The 16,946-nt window shown below is 58.7% G+C and carries 8 protein-coding genes, 1 rRNA gene and 1 pseudogene; 4 read left to right on the top strand and 6 right to left on the bottom strand.

Annotated features, from left to right (window positions below; all coding sequences use genetic code 11):
* Both rrf and ACTJLA_RS26380 read left to right on the top strand, forming a co-directional pair.
* A 5S ribosomal RNA gene (gene rrf, locus ACTJLA_RS26375) occupies window positions 1-78 on the top strand; the annotation flags it as partial.
* 274 nt (window positions 79-352) lie between these two features.
* Window positions 353-2,233 (top strand): methyl-accepting chemotaxis protein, encoded by a 1,881-nt coding sequence (locus ACTJLA_RS26380; RefSeq protein WP_034125396.1) that lies wholly within the window; start codon window positions 353-355, stop codon window positions 2,231-2,233.
* A gap of 63 nt (window positions 2,234-2,296) precedes the next feature.
* Here the strand turns inward: ACTJLA_RS26380 and ACTJLA_RS26385 are convergent, their stop codons facing one another.
* The 4 genes from ACTJLA_RS26385 to ACTJLA_RS26400 form a co-directional block, all read right to left on the bottom strand.
* Entirely contained in the window at window positions 2,297-5,674 is a 3,378-nt protein-coding gene (locus ACTJLA_RS26385) for an amino acid adenylation domain-containing protein (RefSeq protein WP_314551103.1), read from the bottom strand.
* The gene (locus ACTJLA_RS26390; RefSeq protein ID WP_054922563.1) at window positions 5,671-6,618 is read right to left on the bottom strand and encodes a diiron oxygenase; all 948 of its coding nucleotides are present in this window, start codon (window positions 6,616-6,618) and stop codon (window positions 5,671-5,673) included. Before ACTJLA_RS26390 ends, ACTJLA_RS26385 begins: the two co-directional genes overlap by 4 nt.
* The gene (locus ACTJLA_RS26395; RefSeq protein WP_054922566.1) at window positions 6,615-7,373 is read right to left on the bottom strand and encodes a DUF3050 domain-containing protein; all 759 of its coding nucleotides are present in this window, start codon (window positions 7,371-7,373) and stop codon (window positions 6,615-6,617) included. The genes ACTJLA_RS26390 and ACTJLA_RS26395 overlap by 4 nt, the downstream gene beginning before the upstream one ends.
* A gap of 373 nt (window positions 7,374-7,746) precedes the next feature.
* On the bottom strand, window positions 7,747-8,457 hold the full coding sequence (locus ACTJLA_RS26400; protein ID WP_034125400.1) for a GntR family transcriptional regulator: 711 nt from the start codon (window positions 8,455-8,457) through the stop codon (window positions 7,747-7,749).
* A gap of 318 nt (window positions 8,458-8,775) precedes the next feature.
* Between ACTJLA_RS26400 and lapG the strand changes: the two genes are divergently transcribed.
* Both lapG and lapD read left to right on the top strand, forming a co-directional pair.
* Window positions 8,776-9,399, top strand: a complete 624-nt coding sequence (gene lapG, locus ACTJLA_RS26405; RefSeq protein WP_371264164.1) for a cysteine protease LapG — start codon at window positions 8,776-8,778, stop codon at window positions 9,397-9,399.
* Between the two features lie 14 nt (window positions 9,400-9,413).
* A complete protein-coding gene (gene lapD, locus ACTJLA_RS26410) occupies window positions 9,414-11,360 on the top strand; it encodes a cyclic di-GMP receptor LapD (protein WP_054922570.1) in 1,947 nt (648 codons plus the stop codon).
* 123 nt (window positions 11,361-11,483) lie between these two features.
* On the opposite strand, the gene ACTJLA_RS26415 is transcribed toward lapD, so the two are convergent.
* Together ACTJLA_RS26415 and ACTJLA_RS26420 are read right to left on the bottom strand one after the other, a co-directional pair.
* Window positions 11,484-11,822, bottom strand: a complete 339-nt coding sequence (locus ACTJLA_RS26415) for a hypothetical protein (RefSeq protein WP_054896857.1) — start codon at window positions 11,820-11,822, stop codon at window positions 11,484-11,486.
* Between the two features lie 150 nt (window positions 11,823-11,972).
* Window positions 11,973-16,946 (bottom strand): annotated as a pseudogene (locus ACTJLA_RS26420) (LapA family giant adhesin); the annotation flags it as partial.

The following is a 16,946-nucleotide window of genomic DNA, read 5'->3' on the forward strand; positions in this document are numbered from 1 at the left end:
CCCGAACTCAGCAGTGAAACGATGCATCGCCGATGGTAGTGTGGGGTTTCCCCATGTGAGAGTAGGTCATCGTCAAGATTGAATTCCGAAACCCCTGTCTGCTAACGCAGACAGGGGTTTTGTCGTTTAGGGCGGCCCACCGCAGCAAATCTGCCTTACGGCTACCGCCTGTCGGTTTCCTACGTTAAAAGAAGATGCTTCTCACAAATTCCTAAGATTTGTCGAAGTTTGGCCGAAAGCCTGACGAGCCATGCGTGCACCGAAATAGAGCGACCGCAGAGTCCGCCTATCCCGATACATGGAATGTTCCACTCGGCACGCTCACCCCCCTTTGGCAAAAGAAGTCGATGAAATGAATCTCAAGTTCAGTCATAAAATTCTGTTGGCCGCGTCAGGCGTCGTGGTTTTAGCCTTCGCGTTATTTACCCTCTACAACGACTACCTGCAGCGCAGCACCATCAGGCAAAACCTTACGTCGTCCATCCAGCAATCCGGCGAGCTCACCGCCAGCAGTGTGCAGAACTGGCTCAGTGGTCGCATCCTGGTCCTCGAGAACCTGGCGCAGAACGTTGCCCACCAGGGCAGCGCCGCCGACCTCCCAGGTTTGGTCGATCAGCCAGCATTCACCACCAATTTCCAGTTCACCTATGTAGGTCAAACCAATGGGGTATTCACACAGCGCCCTGACGCGAAGATGCCTGACGACTACGACCCCCGTCAGCGCCCTTGGTACAAGCAAGCAGTAGTGGCGGACAAAACCATGCTTACTCCGCCTTATATGGCGGCTGTGGGCGGTCAGATCGTGACAATTGCCATGCCGGTGAAAAAGAATGGCGAGTTGTTGGGTGTTGTCGGTGGTGACCTGAGCCTGCAGACACTGGTGAAGATCATCAACTCGGTAGACTTCGGTGGTATCGGCCATGCGTTCCTGGTCAGCGGTGATGGCCAGGTCATCGTCAGTCCGGACCAGGACCAAGTGATGAAGAATCTCAAGGACATCTATCCCGGCACCAACGTGCGCATTGAGAAGCTCAATCAGGACGTTGTCCTCAACGGTCAGGATCGCATCCTTTCCTTCACGCCTATCAGCGGCTTGCCTGGCGCTGACTGGTACATCGGCCTTTCGATCGACAAAGAAAAAGCCTATGCCCCGCTGGGCAAATTCCGTACTTCGGCCTTGATTGCGATGTTGATTGCCGTTGTGGCTATTGCGGTGCTCCTGAGCCTGTTGATTCAAGTACTGTTGCGCCCGTTGACCACCATGGGCGTGGCCATGCAGGACATTGCCCAAGGCGAAGGTGATTTGACCCGACGTCTCGACGTGACCAGCAAAGACGAGTTCGGCGAAGTCGGCAGCGCATTCAACCAGTTCGTCGAGCGAATTCACGCGTCGATTTCCGAAGTGTCTTCGGCAACGCGCCAGGTGCACGATTTGTCCCAGCGTGTGATGGCTTCATCCAATGCGTCGATCATCGGTTCTGACGAACAGAGCGCGCGTACCAACAGCGTGGCCGCAGCCATCAACGAGCTAGGGGCCGCCACCCAGGAAATCGCGCGCAACGCTGCTGACGCGTCCCAGCATGCCAGTGGTGCCAGCGAACAAGCTGACGATGGTCGTAAAGTGGTGGAGCAAACCATTCAGGCGATGTCGGAGCTTTCGCAAAAGATCAGCCTGTCCTGCACTCAGATCGAAACCCTTAATGCCAGTACCGATAACATCGGACACATCCTGGATGTGATCAAAGGCATTTCCCAGCAAACCAACTTGCTCGCCCTAAACGCGGCGATCGAAGCGGCCCGTGCTGGCGAAGCAGGGCGTGGTTTTGCCGTCGTGGCGGATGAAGTGCGCAATTTGGCGCACCGTACCCAGGAGTCGGCAGAAGAAATCCACAAGATGATCACTTCGCTGCAAGTGGGTTCGCGCGAAGCCGTGACCACCATGAACGCCAGCCAGGCTTCCAGCGAAGAAAGCGTCGAAGTCGCCAACCAGGCAGGTGAGCGTCTGGTCAGCGTGACGCAACGTATCGTTGAGATCGATGGCATGAACCAATCCGTCGCGGCCGCCACTGAAGAGCAGACCGCCGTGGTTGAAACCCTCAACGTCGATATCAACCAGATCAACTTGCTGAACCAGCAGGGTGTGGCCAACCTCAACGAGACGCTCAAGGACTGCGATGCGCTGTCCCAGCAGGCCAGCCGACTGAAGCAATTGGTCGATAGCTTCAAGATCTGATCCTGACCGCATCGGAGCGAGGCCTCTCGCTCCGATCGCTTGGTCTCACGTCCAGGGTGCTATTCAGAGGAAACTGATAGCGCTCAGATAGTCGCAGCCTTTGCGTAACAGCGCCTGGCTCTTGGATGGATAGCACATGCCCATTTTTTCCACGCCCCACCGGGCATTGTCGTAACGGATCATCGACGTGTCACCGATGTCCTCGCCCAGTCCGTCCAGGTAAAAGCCCAGCACTCCGAACAACGCGTTATTGCGGCTCACTTTGCGCAGCGCCCGTTGCCAGTGTTCAATGCTTACTCGGTCAAAAGCGTGCCCAGCCTCGCTGAAGGCGTCGAGATACTGGTCCCAACTCAAGGGCAGTGGGTTGTGCAGGTTGAACACGTTTCGCCCAGGGTCAAAGCGCACGCTGTGGTAGGCGATGAAACGCGCCAGGAAGTCCACCGGCATCAGATCGAAATTGACGTCCAGCCGCGGGACCATCCCTAATTGCAAAGACCCCTTGAGCATCAACATCAAGCGGTTTTTCTGTGGCTGGCAAACGCCGTTCTGACTGTTGAAGCTGATATTTCCCGGCCGATGAATATTGACCCAGGCCCCTTGCTCGACTGCCCGTCCTAATAGGCGCTCGGCTACCCACTTGGAGAGGTTGTAGCCATTTTTCACATAGAGCGGCAGTGCGCGTCGGGCAGGCGCTTCAAGCACGGACCCGTCGACGTCCACGCGGCTGCAGGCTGACAGGGTCGAGATGAAATTGAGGACCTTCTTGCAATGGGTCTCGCAAAGGCGCAGGCATTCCAGCACCGGCTCGACGTTGTCCTTGGCGAGTGAGGCGTAATCCATCACATGATTGACCTGCGCGGCGTTATGCACCACCACGCCGTAATGACGGGCGAGGTGCTCGTACACGTCGTCGGCCAAGCCCAGGCGAGGTTTACGAATATCGGCGGCGTATACCTGTACTCGGCTCAGGTCCAGATGTTCCAAGCGGTATTCACGCAATGCCTGGGCGAACCTTGTCGCTGCCGAATGGCCGGGCAACTCGCGCACCAGGCACGCCACGTCCTGCGCCCCGCCAGTCAGCAGTGCCTGGACAATATGAACCCCGACAAAGCTGTTCGCGCCGGTGACGATGGCTTTGCGCGAGTCTCCCGCAAGGGTCTCGGGCAGCATCTCGACCTCCAGTGCTCGCGTCGCATCTTGTTCCATCTGGTTGGATGGTGTATCCGGCAGTGCACTGCCATCCATGAGTGCGGCCAATGTGCGGATGGTCGGCGTCTCAAAAAAGGGGCTCAGGCAGAAGCTGCGGCCAAACTGCTCGCGCAGGCGTAGCAACAGGGTCGACAACAGGATGGAGTGGCCACCGAGGTTGAAAAAACTCTCATCAATCGAGAGTTCGCCTGCGGGTAATCCCAGCAGCTCACCCCACACGTCAGCCAGTTGTGCCTGCAAAGGGACTTGTATGCGACAGCGATCCATCCCGATGGGTATGGGTATTGGCATGGCCAGCAAGGCCTTGCGATCGATCTTGCCGTTATTCGAACGGGGCATGCATGCCAGTTCGCTCCAAGCGCTGGGCTGCATATGCACCGGCAACCACTGTCGAGCATGTTCCTTCAGGCTTGCCAGCGTAGCGCCAGATTCCGGCTGGGCGGCAAAGCCGATGACTCTGTGTGCCGTATCGATCACCACTGCCACTTGGCGAAACAAGCGACTATCGCGCAAGCACTGTTCAATATCCTGAGGCTGAACTCGAAACCCGCGGATCTTGACTTGCTCATCCCTGCGGCCGCCCAGTTCGATGCCTTCTTGCGTCCATTTTGCCAAGTCGCCGCTGCGATAAGCCTGTAGCACTTGGCCATTTGGCAGTGTCAGCGTCACGAACGGATTGTCGGCCCGCGAGAGTGTATTCGAATAACCCAGGCTTACTCCGGGACCGACAATGTACAAGTCGCCCATTACCTGTTCATCCACGGGCTGCAGGTTCTCGTCGAGAATCAGCACCTGGCTGTTAGCGATGGGGAGGCCGATATTGCGATGGCTGTCACCTCGTTGGAATACCCGATGGGTCGCCAACACAGTGGCCTCGGTCGGCCCATAGAGGTTATGCAACTGGCATTGACCGGCCAGTTGTTCGATCACGCAGGGCTCGCAGAAATCACCTCCGGTCAGTAAATGAGTCATGCCCAATGGCTGATCCAGCGGCAGGATGCTGAGCAGTGCCGGTGGCACAAACCCATGAGTGACGCGTTGCTTGCGAATCAGCTCTACCAGTTGCTGAGGGTCGTGACGTTGGTCTGGGCTGGGCACAATCAACTCGGCGCCGGCGATTAAGGCAGGGAAAATATCGATCAGTGAAGAATCGAAGCCCAGTGGCGAGAATTGCAGGACGCGACTGTGTTGATCCAACGCCACGCAACTGACGAGCCAGGCCGTGAAATGCGCCAGGTTGTATTGGCTCAGCAGTACCCCCTTGGGCTGGCCCGTCGTACCCGAGGTGAACAGTGCCACGCACGGCTCGTCGGCACGGGGGTGACGGTGCATCAGCGGTTGCGTCATGTCGGCGCTGTGCGCGGCCACCTGGCTCACATCAAGTGAAACGAAACGCTCTCGCAATGGGTGCTGGCCATTCTCCAGCAGCACACAGGCCTTGAGGCTGGTCAGCATGCAGTGCTGGCGTTGCTCCGGGTGGTCAGGCACCAGCGGCAAATACACGGCGCCACAGCCAAGCACCGCGAGAATACTGGCGTACAACTCGGCAGATTTCTCCAGGCATACGCCGACCACTTGTGGAGCCTCGGCATCCTCCAGCAAGGGAAGCAGGCGTTGTTGAATAGCCATGGCTTGTTGCTGGAGCTGCCGATAAGTCAGCGCATGACCGGCGATGTTCAGCACTGTTCGATGCGCGAAGGTATTGAGGCTGGCCTGCAGCCGTTCGATCATGGGCGTTCGGGCCGCGTGCAGTAAGGCAGGGGCCGCCGTGTGGTTGAACCGGTGCATGAAAGCCAAGGCATCCAGCTCTTGCAGGCCCTGTTCAGGCCAGGCGTTAGCAGCGGCCGTTGCCGAGAAATAAGCGGGGTCTCTTGAAAAACCGCAGACCAACAAAGCAGCCCACTCCACCACTGCATTCGTTGCCTGCTGACGCAACCGCTGCCCATTGCCGCTGGGCTCCCGGGCAACGTCGTGCACCGTCAGCAGGCGCCGCTCCCGGTCGTAGCAGCGTAACTGTAATGAGGGCAGCCCGTGTTCGCAGAGCGGGCCGATACCCACGCGCAAGCTTAACCATGGCGCACTGGCGGGCGAGGGCGGCAGCGGCTGACTCCCGTCTTCAATAACCAGATCCACAGACCCCGTTCCTGCCACATGCCCATATTGCTCCAGCTCCTGCCTGAGCGCCGCCAGAGCGTTACCGGTACCACGCCACTCGATCTGCAAGCGCCTCATGCCAACCTCCTCGATACGGGCAGGTAGTCGCGCAGGGCTCGTGCCACGCTGGGGGTTTGCAGTACGCCGCTGTGGTGCAGGAGGCCCATGATATTGGCCAGCAGCGGATGTTGATGGGTGATGGGAAAGTCCAGCGCCTGGATTTCGTCGCGCAGTGCCCGGCGCGTATCGGCACTGATAGCCAAGTGTTCGATCAGTTGCAGATCGAAGTCTTTCTGTAGGTCGTTGGTCAGGTAGTGCGTCAGGAACACGGGCAGGGCTTGAGCAATGTGGTCGCGATCTTCAGAGCTTGCCGATTGCCAGTAGAGGCGCACCAACTGTGTCCAGAACCGCGCATGCCGCCCTTCATCAAACAGATGATCGGCCATCAGGCCGCGGACAGAGGATTTGACGCTGCCATCTTTGGAAAACGCTGCGACGTCATGGGTGATGGTGTTCTCAGCGATGGCGACGCCGATCAACTCTACGGCATCGTGCAAGTATGCCGGTACCTGTGCCTGGGCTGCCGGCAGCGCGCGGCCCAATTCAATTTGCCCGGGTAGATCGAGCGGTTGGATTCCGGTCATCTGCACGGCTTGCTGCAGGAAATCCAGCGCGACCAGCGCGTGATAATCCTCGTCGACAACGACCGTCATCGCATCGTAGCGGCAGGCGAGCGGGAAGGGCAGGGAGAAGCGATTTTTAGCGATGCTGCGCGCGGTTTTGTCGACGATCTCGGTTTCGAAAATCACCACGTCATTGATGAATTTATAGAAGCTTTGCACCAGCACGAAGTCGCGCCATTGCGGGCAGTGCTTGAGAAAGGTGGCACTCAACACCAGAGGCTGACGGCACAGGGGGAAGATGAGTTTGTCGTCGTCTTCCAACATCCGCCGGGGGCGTGTGCGGATGGTTGCGCGACGCTCCCAGTCGTCGGCAAAGGATTGGTAATGAGCGGCGTTCACGGACGTACCTCTTGCATCGAGGCCAGTACGTCGTCCCAGAGGGTAATACGACTCTGCACGGCGCCCAGGGCGGCGTTATCGGCCTGTTGCTGACGGCTGGGGTCTGCGTCGACCAGGCGCTGTAGCAACCGTTGCGCCGCGGGCTCGTGATCATCGCTGTCTATTTCGATATGGCGGCTGAGGTAGTGACATAGCGTAGGGGCCTGCCGACCTATGAAAGCATGGCTATGCAAAAGCCTTTCGAACATTGACGGAATCACACACTCTCGGCCATGCAGGAACGCCGCCGCCACACAGTGGGTCGGAGCGCTCAGGGCAATTTGTAAGGTGCTGTCGACGAAGCGGGCCACGCCCTGGGGCGCATCGATCATCTGCAAGGCTGCGCTTACCTCCACTCCCTGGCTTTGCAGGTCGATAAAGCGAGTGATTGCGACCGTGCTGGCGCCCACTTCCGTCATTGCGTCCAAGTACAGCTCGAAGTGGCTGCAATAGCCCCGCGTCGGGTGCTCGTCCGACTCTTCCGCCAGCACGATTTCATTAATCAGGCGGGCAGCGTGCGGGTCAGTGGAGGGGAGCCAGGGCAACTGCATGCAAGTGAGGTCCTTTTGCAGGCGTTTGGTCAGGCTCATGAAATCCCAGACAGCAAATACATGGTGTTTCATGAAGTGTTGTAACTTGCCGAGGCTGGTTATTTCTATAAATAACGGATGATCAAAAAGTTGTCGTTTTTTTTGCGCGAGTGAATGTGGGTACATGGTTGACGCCTATGAGTTGTTGCGAGTGCTCTAAAAGCAGTGTTGAAATATTATAGTTGTGAGTGCGAGAGTAACTTGAGCGCGCCCACGCGCACGGCGAGGCCCTTGCACTAGGCAGACGCAGTGGATGGAAAGGTGTGTCTTGCTGGGAAAAGATAATAAGCTGGTTGAATGTTTGAACCGGTATACAAATGTATTAGATGTTTTTCCCGATATTTATGTGTGTGGTGATTGCCCAGCTATACGTGGGATTTTGCTGCGCGCTGAGTCGGCTTTAATTATGATTTGGTTCTTTGTTTTTTCTGATGGAGCAACAATCCCTGATAAGAAAGTTGCTACATCACCTAAGGATCAAGGGCAAAAGCGAAAAAACCTACTGAGTGGGGTTTTTTTCGGCGCTCTCAAGGCCGCTGAGGTAGGTCGCGATCACCTCCATGCCTCGCATCAAGTGGTTACGCAGCGTCAGGATGCTCTCCTCGACCTTCTTCTGCGCTACCAGGCTCAGCAGTTCGCGGTGATCCTCCTGGGAAGTCTCCCCCAGCCCCATCGCCTCAAGGTTGAAGCGCAGGAAGCGCTCCTCCTCATTCAATCCGTGCTCGACCAAAGTGAGCAGCCGCTGGTTGGGCGCCTTGCCGTACAACACCATGTGAAACAGGCGATTGAGCCGACCAATCTCGGTGTAGTCTTTCTCGCTTTCCAGTGCGTTGATACAGGCCTCGGCTTGAGCAAGGTCCGCGTCGGTGAGCAACGGAATCGACAGGCGCAGGGCCTCGGACTCCAGCAACATGCGCAGGGCATAGGTCTCGGCCGAATTGTCCTCGATCAAGGGAGCAACGACGGCACCCTTGTGAGTCACCACATGCAACAAGGATTGCGCCTCCAGCTGGCGCAACGCTTCGCGTACCGGCATGCGACTGACGCCGAACAGGCTGGCCAGTTCTTGCTGGCGCATGGCGGTGCCACAGGGCAATCGCCCATCAAGGATGGCATTACGCAACGTTTCTTCGATAACGGAGCGCGCAAGATGGGCGGGAATAGGCCCGCTGATTTTGATGCTGCTTAATGGGTTCGGCTTCTGCGTCACGGTTGCGCTATCCTCCTTTCTTGAATAATAGTCTGGCTAATTGGATCCAAAGAACACTAAAGATGGGCCAGGTGCTTGTCAAATAGCCAAAGTTTCCGTTTGTAAGTGCTTACACAGCATACTTTGTGTCTCTCACAAGGGCGGTTATAAAAACGCCGCCTCCTGCGATGATTGCACTGTGCCATTGTTTTTTGTAGGGCCAGGCTTCACCATCCCTGGAAATTCCGTCTCTTTCACGGACTGAACATTTTGGCGGTAAGTTTTAATCCCTATCGACTGCTTTGCTGGCTTTTATCAGCAACTTTACTGGCCGGCCTGATGCTCGGCGGGCTGCGTGCCGATTGGGATTTCTCGCAAATCAGCCGCAAGGCTACCGCCGTCTACGGGCCTTTGGGTCAAGGCCAGCAGCGTATCGACGCCTGGCAGCGGTTATTGGTGAGCGAAAAACAGGTCAGCGAGCAGGAGCAGCTCAAGGTCGTCAATTTGTTCTTCAACAAGCAAATGACCTACGTGGAAGACATCGATCTCTGGCACGTTGTGGATTACTGGGAGACGCCCGTCGAGGCACTCTGGAAAGGTGCTGGTGACTGTGAAGACTACGCCATCGCAAAATATTTCAGTTTGCGTCACCTGGGCGTGTCCAGCGACAAGTTGCGCATTACCTACGTCAAGGCCCTGCGGCAGAATCGGGCGCACATGGTCCTGACTTATTATTCGAGCCCCGACGCCGTCCCACTGGTGCTCGACAGCCTGATGGATGAGATCCTGCCGGCTACCCGTCGCACCGACCTGGTCCCGGTGTACTCATTCAACGCCGAGGGGTTGTACTTGCCTGGTGCCAAAGGCAACAAAAAAGTCGGTGATACCAAACGCTTGTCGCGCTGGCAGGATGTGTTGAGAAAAATGCGTGCGGAAGGCTTCCCAGCCGAGCCTGCCAACTAGGAGTAACTGATCGGATGTCTCTGTTCAAACAGCTATTGATCGCAATCTGTCTGTTCCTGGTGGTCGCCTTCAGCGGCAGCTTCATGGTCAGCCTGGAAAGCTCGCGCACCCAATACGTCAACCAATTGCGCTCCCACGCCCAGGATGCCGCGACGGCATTGGCGCTGTCGCTCACCCCGAATATCGATGACCCAGCCATGGTGGAGCTGTTGGTCAGCTCGATCTTCGACAGCGGTTACTATGCCAGCATCCGCGTCGTGGACCTGGCCACCGACAAAACCATCGTCGAGCGTAGCGGTATTCCCGACAACAACGGCGTGCCCAACTGGTTCGTCAAGCTGATCGGACTGGAGCCGGCGGGCGGTGATGCCCTGGTCAGCCGTGGCTGGGAACAGGCCGCACGGGTAGAAGTGGTCAGCCATCCGATGTTCGCCCTGGCCAAGCTCTGGCAAAGCGCCCTGGGTAGCCTGGGCTGGTTGCTCTTGTGCGGTGCGGTCAGCGTGGTGCTCGGTGGGCTGCTGCTGCGCCGGCAATTGAAGCCGTTGGACTATATGGTCAAACAGTCCCACGCCATTGCCCGCCGTGAGTTCCTCAGCCTGCCTGACTTGCCCCGCACGCCTGAACTGCGGCGGGTGGTGCAGGCCATGAACCAGATGGTGGAAAAGCTCAAGGCGCTGTTCCAGGAGCAGGCCGAGCGTAGCGAAAAACTGCGCACCGAATCCTATCAGGACAACCTCACCGGCCTCGCCAACCGCCGTTATTTCGAGATGCAGCTCAACGCCCGCGTCAGTAACCCGGAAGAGACCAACTCCGGCTACCTTCTGCTGCTGCGGGTCAAGGACCTGGCCGGCCTCAACCAGCGCCTGGGTGGCCAGCGCACCGACCAGTTACTGCAAGCGGTTGGCGAACAACTACTGCGCCAGTGCGCGCCGTACCCGGAAACCCATAACCTCGTCACCCGTATTCGTGGCGGTGAGTTCGCCGTGCTGGCGCCGGGGTTGATGCGTGAAGAAGCGATGCAGCTGGCGCAAAACCTGGAAAGCACTTTGCTCAGCCTGCAAGCGACCGGCGCCAGTGACGTTACGCCGGTCGCCTATATCGGCCTGGCGCCGTTCAGCCATGGCGACGCGCCCCAAGCCCTGCTGACCCTGGCCGATCAGGCCCTGGCCCAGGCCCAAGCGCAGGGCGACACCAGTTGGGTGTGCCTGGACCGCAGCGCCGCCGCCAGCGTGGGAGACGATCACCATGCCTGGCACACCTTGTTGGACCAGGCCCTGACCCAGCAGCGCTTCCAGCTGTACTTCCAGCCGGTTGTCGCCAGCCAGGACCCACAATTGGTCTTGCATTACAAAGTACTGTCGCGCTTGCAGGACGAAGACGGCCACACCATACCGGCCGGGCGCTTCCTGCCGTGGCTTGAGCGCTTTGGTTGGTCAGCCCGCCTGGACCGCCTGATGCTGGAGCAGGTGCTCAAGCAGATGGCCAGCCACACCGAGAACCTGGCGCTGAATCTTTCGGCCGCGACCTTGCAAGATACCCAGGCCCTGAACCGCGTTTATGACCTGCTACGCCAGCACAGCAACCTGGGCCCGCGCCTCACCCTGGAGATTGGTGAGGAGCAACTGCCTGAGCAGCCCGTGCTGGAACAGATGACCCAGCGCCTGCGCGAACTGGGCTTCTCCCTCAGCCTGCAACGTTTCGGTGGGCGGTTCAGCATGATCGGCAACCTGGCGCGCCTGGGCCTGGCGTACCTGAAGATCGACGGCAGCTACATTCGCGCCATCGACCAGGAAAGCGACAAGCGCCTGTTTATCGAGGCCATCCAGCGAGCGGCCCATAGCATCGACCTGCCGTTGATTGCCGAACGTGTAGAGACCGAGGGCGAACTGAAGGTGATTCGTGAGATGGGGATTTTCGGCGTGCAGGGCCAACTGTTTGGCGAGCCCGCGCCCTGGAAATAATTCACCTGTAGGAGCGAGCTTGCTCGCGAAGATCGCCAACAATAACGCGCAAAACCTGATGCCCCGTGGCGATTTCAGTTTTTCGCGAGCAAGCTCGCTCCTACAGGGGTAGGAGCGGTTGGATTAAATCAATCCTTTCTCGTCATCATCGATCAACTGGCTCAACCCACCCAACGCTTCCCTCGCCTGGTTACGGTCCATCAACTTGGCCTGGGCTGCCGGCGGCAGGTCGGTCACGCTGATCACCCCCTTGCGGGTCAGCACCTGGATCAAGTCATCCAGCACCCGGATCATCTCAAAGTCGCTCTGCTTGAGCTGGGCCAGGCTGGTTTCCACCACTTCGTTGGCGTACCAGGCCTGTATCTCATGGTGATCGGCCGGCAGGGTTTCAGTGGATTCGGTAAAGGCAGCGGCCTCTACGCGAACCAGCGCGCCCTGTGCATCACGTTGCACGTAAAACATAACAACCCCTCGAAAATGCGCCACAGGCGTTCAACAGCATAGGTCAACGCTGCGTGTATGGGCGTGAGTATGCGATGCGCCGTCCGCCAGGGCCAGCGACCCGTAGGCCAAAAAATCGGCCGCCTGGAAGGGCGGCCGATCAATCGCGTCTTAGGTGTGATCGATCTTGATGGTCGGGTCGGCACCACTGATCAGCGAGTTGATGCTGGTGTGGGACCAATCGTTGCCTTCCAGTTTGATCGTCACATCAGCATTGGCCAGGCCACCGGCGGCGTTGAGCTTGCCTTCACTGCTCACTTGCAGGGTCGACACACCTTCTACCGTGGTGATCTTGAGGTAATTGTCGATGGTGCTGTCGGTTTCACCTTTCAACAAATCGCGCAGGTCAATGCGGTCGCCTTCGGACGCCTTGAAGTCCTTGATCACATCGTTGCCGATGTCGCCCGCCTTCCACACGAAGGTGTCGGCCCCCGAGCCACCGATCAGGATGTCGTTGCCCTGGCCGCCAATCAACGTGTCGTTACCCGTGCCACCCAGCAGGATGTCATTGCCTTTGCCGCCGTCCAGAAGGTCGTTGCCGCCCTGGCCGAACAGGATGTCATCGCCAGCCCCGCCCAACAGTGTATCGCCGGCATCTTTGGCGCCGGAGACGTCGAAGTCCACATAGTGCTCGGTGACGTACTGGTGAACGTTAGAGGCAGTCACTGCCGAGACAGCCACGCCGGTCTTCTGTGCGACAAAGGCCTGCAGCGCGTTGTAACCCTCGCCATTGATCCCGCTGAAGCTCACCAGGTCGCCGAAGAGGATGTCGTTGCCGTCGCCACCGCTGACGGTGTCCGCGCCCGGCAACGTCGCCTCTGTGTGGCCGAGGATAGCGTTGGCCAGGTCCTTCGGATCGATGTTGGCCTGTGGCTTGCCATCGCTGTCGTACGGTGCCAACTGATTCAGGCTGACCCCACTGTTGAGGCCGATGGCTTCTACGCCACCTGTGGACAGACCTTTAAGCAGTGCGAACGCGCTGTTGGAGTTGAGGGTGGTGGAGTAGTCGGTATCGTAGCCGAGGCCGCCTTGCACCGATATTTCATAGGTGCCATCCCCTTGGGCGTGGATGATTCCCTTGTTGTACCCCCAGCCGTAAGACCAGAGGGTTACCTTGCCGGCAGAGTTGATATCAAGGTAGTTATTCGAATCGATGTTGATCCGGGTGGCGGTACCTATGGTGTAGTTGTTCATGGTGACGACATCATCGAGCCTGACGTTGCCGTACAAGTATGGGTTGGTCTGCTCGGACGCTTGGTAAAACGTCGGCTGACCATCGGTGATGAAGTACGTTGTATTGATAGCGCCAGTGTTGCCAGTCGCCTGGGCACTCTTGAAGAAGTTGGCCGCGGCCTTGAACACGTCTTCGTAGTTGGTCCCGCCGGTAGACACCATGGAATCCAGGACTTTCTGCAGCGAGTCCAATGCACCTGGGTCTTTCAGGTTGACTGTCACCGTGCGATTGACCTGGTCGCTGAAATCCGCCAGGAAGATATTCACAGTGCCAGAAGTGCTGGCGCCGATACTGTTTTTCAGCGAGTTGAACGTGGTGGTCAGCGAGGTTTTTGCCGCTGCTATCGAGTCCGCACCCATACTGCCCGATGTATCGATCATGAACGCGATGTTGTAGTTCTTGCCCTGCACCACGTTCAAGCCGGCGACGTCGGCCACGACAATGTCGTTGCCATCGCTGCCATTGATGGTGTCGCTGCCCGAGGTGCCGGTGACCGAATTGTAGGTCGCTGGATGCACCGTGACGGGCAATTGCGCGGTGGTGGTCGCTGAACCGCCGATGCTCTCGGTGGAAGTCGAAGTGACCGTCAGGTTGAACTGACCGCTGTAGTAGGTCGGCGGCTTGATAGTCAGGGTGTTCAGGTCCCAGCCGGTGACATTCACTTCGCCCACGGTTTTACCCGCAGTAAAGGTGTGCCCCGACGCGTCGGTAAGCACCGAGCCTGCCGGAATGCCGCTGATCTTCACGCTCAGGGTTTCGGAGCCGTCGGTGTCGGTCAGCGCGGTGGTGACCTTGGACAGTTTGACCGTGCCGTTTTCCTGGCCTTCGTTGAGCTTGTAGCCCACGTAGTAACCGTCACCGTTGCTGCCATGCAGGTCGGATACGGTGACGCCGGCGTTGGTCAGGTCGGTAAGGCCGGTGTACAACGGCACGGTGCTGGTGCTCAGGTTCTGCACCGCCCCGCCGTTGACCGACAGGTTGACGTCAAAGCTGCCAGGCCCCGCTTGGTTGGCCTGGTAGATCTCAAGGCTGTAGTAACCAGTGGTCGTTGGCGTGAACGAGCCGCTGAACTTGCCGCTGTTGGTACCCCACAAACCGCTCGCAACGTCTTTACCGCCAACGTTGACCACCACGCTGTCATCCGCGATACCGCTGAAGGTGTAGCTCTTGCCCGCTTCCATGTAGATCAGGCCGGAGATCTTGGAACCAGAGCCAGCGGCCACGTTGTCGACGGACTCGACGTTGGTCACCACAGAGGTGCTGTTGGGTGTGCCCGCGTTATCGATGGCTTTTTTCAGCACGTCCGGTGCAGCACCGTTGCCGTTGTTGCCGAGGCCGGCGATGCTGTTCCAGCCCTGTTTGACCAGGCCGGTCGAGGCAACGTTGTTGTCGGCCACGCTCAGGGTCGGTGCGTCGGCCACTGGGGTGATATCGACTTTCACCGTAGCGCTGGTGCCCAGGTCCTTGCCATCGGTTGGCTGGAACTTGAACTGCGCGTAATCCGCCTGCTTGTTACCCACGCCAGTGCCGCCGTAACCGTCGGCGCCGGACTCGTTGGCGTTCGGCATAAAGCGCAGTTGGCCGCCATCGATCTGGGCCTTGGTAAAGGTCTGGCCGCTGGTCACGTTGGTCCAGGTGCTGCCGTCCGTCGCAAGGTATTGCAGCTTGCCGGCTACTGGCAGGTCGGTGATTTTCACCCCGAGGCTGGCTTGTGGCGAGTCCACATCGCTCACGCCGAAGTTGGCCCAGGTCAGGGCCAGCGCCGTGTCTTCCGTACCGGTCACAGCACCGCCAGTGGCCACTGGTGCATCGTTGACCGCTACCACGTTGACGGTGGTGGTGGCCACGTTGGAGTAGTTGCCGCCATCGGTCACCGTCACGGTGATGGTGCGCGGTGTGGTGCTCGGGTCGTGGCTGTTGTTGGTGAACGTGATGTTCTGGATACGTTGCATGTAGTCAGCCAGCGTTGCGCTGCCGGACAACGTCAGGGTAATAGTGCCCGTCTGGTTGTTGGTGCTGACGCTGATGCCATTCACGCTATTGCCCAGGTTCAGGGCATCACCGGCCTGTGCGTTGGTCAGCGTGACCGTCGCGCCCGTCAGCAGTGTGCTGTCTGGGTCAGTGATCTTGATATCCGTATCGGCGATCGACACGCCCGGCCCGGCGGTACCCTCGGTAAATGTCGTCTTGTAATCGGCACCCGTGGCGCCGCTGGAGTTGTTGGCATCCAGGTCGATCACCGGCGGCGCATCGTTGTCGAGGATGTTGGTGGTGACGGTGCCTTTGTCGATCACCAGGTTCTCGAAGTTGCCTCCGGTGACCTTGTCGATGGTGATAACGATCTGTTCCGTAGGCTCGGTGATCTTGTCGTCGAGCGTGCGGATATCAAACGGCACGCTGCTGGAGCCTGCCGGGATCTTCACGGTGTACACGCCGGTGAAGTCCGAACCGTCAGTGGCGGTGCCGCTGTATTTGAGCGTCACGGTTACGTCGGTTTGCGGCGGGTTGGTCAAGGTCAGGGTGTAGTGGGCTGTGCCACCTTCAGTGACCGAGCCATCGCCCGTTATGCTGATTTTGGTATCCGTCACTACATCCGTGACCTTGGTGACCGCGGGGCTGGCGTCAACAATCAGATGCTCGTACTTGTCGCCACCGCTGACCACGCCGGTGATCTTGGCGCTGACATCATTGGCGCCGACATAGGCATCGTTCGGTGCAGTAGCTGTCGTGAAGCTGGTGGACTTGCCACTGCCGATGGTGATGGTCGAGCCGTTATCCAGCCTTACCACCAAGTCGGAGCCCACGTTGTTCACGGCCGCGCCGTTCTTGTCGACCAGGGACGCGGTGTAGACGATCTGCCCGCCTTCGCTGACCGAACCGGTGGCCTTGAGTACCACGGTCACGTCGTCGATGGTGTCGTTGATGGTGGTCGTGGCGCCCGCAGGTGTGATGGTCACACCCTCGAAATTGCCGCCGGTGGTGCCGGTGATCTTGACGGTCTGGGTGCTCTTGTCGATGAACACGTCATCGGTAGGCGCCGGGACGGTCACCGTGCCCATGGTCTCACCTTGCTTGATGGTGATGCTCGAACCGTTGTCGAGCTGGACCAGCATGTCGCTGCCGGCCTTGTTGCTCAAGGTGGCGGTGTAGGTGATCTGGCCGCCTTCGTTGACCGCGGTCGGGGCAGTCAAGGTGACGGTGGTCAGGTCGGTGGAGCCTGGTGTGTCGGTGACGGTGGTGTTCACCGCCGTCGTGCCCGGCACGAGGTTCTCGAAATGCTCGCCACCGGTCACGCCTTTGATGGCGGTGGTGACGGTTTGGTCGCCTTTGTAGACGTCGTTTGGCGCTACGGTGGTGATGGAACCGCTCGACTGATTCACACCGATGGTGATGGTTTTGCCATTGTCCAAGGTGACGGTCAGCGGATTGGTGATGTTGGTCACCGCTGCGCCGTTTTTATCCACAAGGCTGGCGGTGTAGACGATGTTGCCGCCTTCGCCAACGGTGGTGGTGGCGGTCAGAACTACATCCACCTTGTCGATGGTGTCGTTGATCGTGGTGGTTGCGCCGTTGCCTGCCACTTCCAGTTTTTCGAAGTTGCCGCCGGAAGCGTCGGTGATCTTGACGGTCTGAGTGCTCTTGTCGATGAACACGTCATCGGTAGGCGCAGGGACGGTCACAGTACCAACGGTTTCGCCAGCCTTGATGGTGATCGACGAGCCGTTGTCGAGTTTCAGCGTGACGTCGGTCCCCGCCTTGTTGGACAGCGTGGCGGTGTACGTAATCTGTCCACCTTCGTTAACAGCGTTAGGCGCTGTCAGCGTCACAGTAGTGGTGTTGTCGGTACCCGG

The sequence above is a fragment of the Pseudomonas sp. 22072 genome (assembly GCF_052046095.1).
GTDB classification, from domain to species: Bacteria; Pseudomonadota; Gammaproteobacteria; order Pseudomonadales; family Pseudomonadaceae; genus Aquipseudomonas; species Aquipseudomonas paracarnis.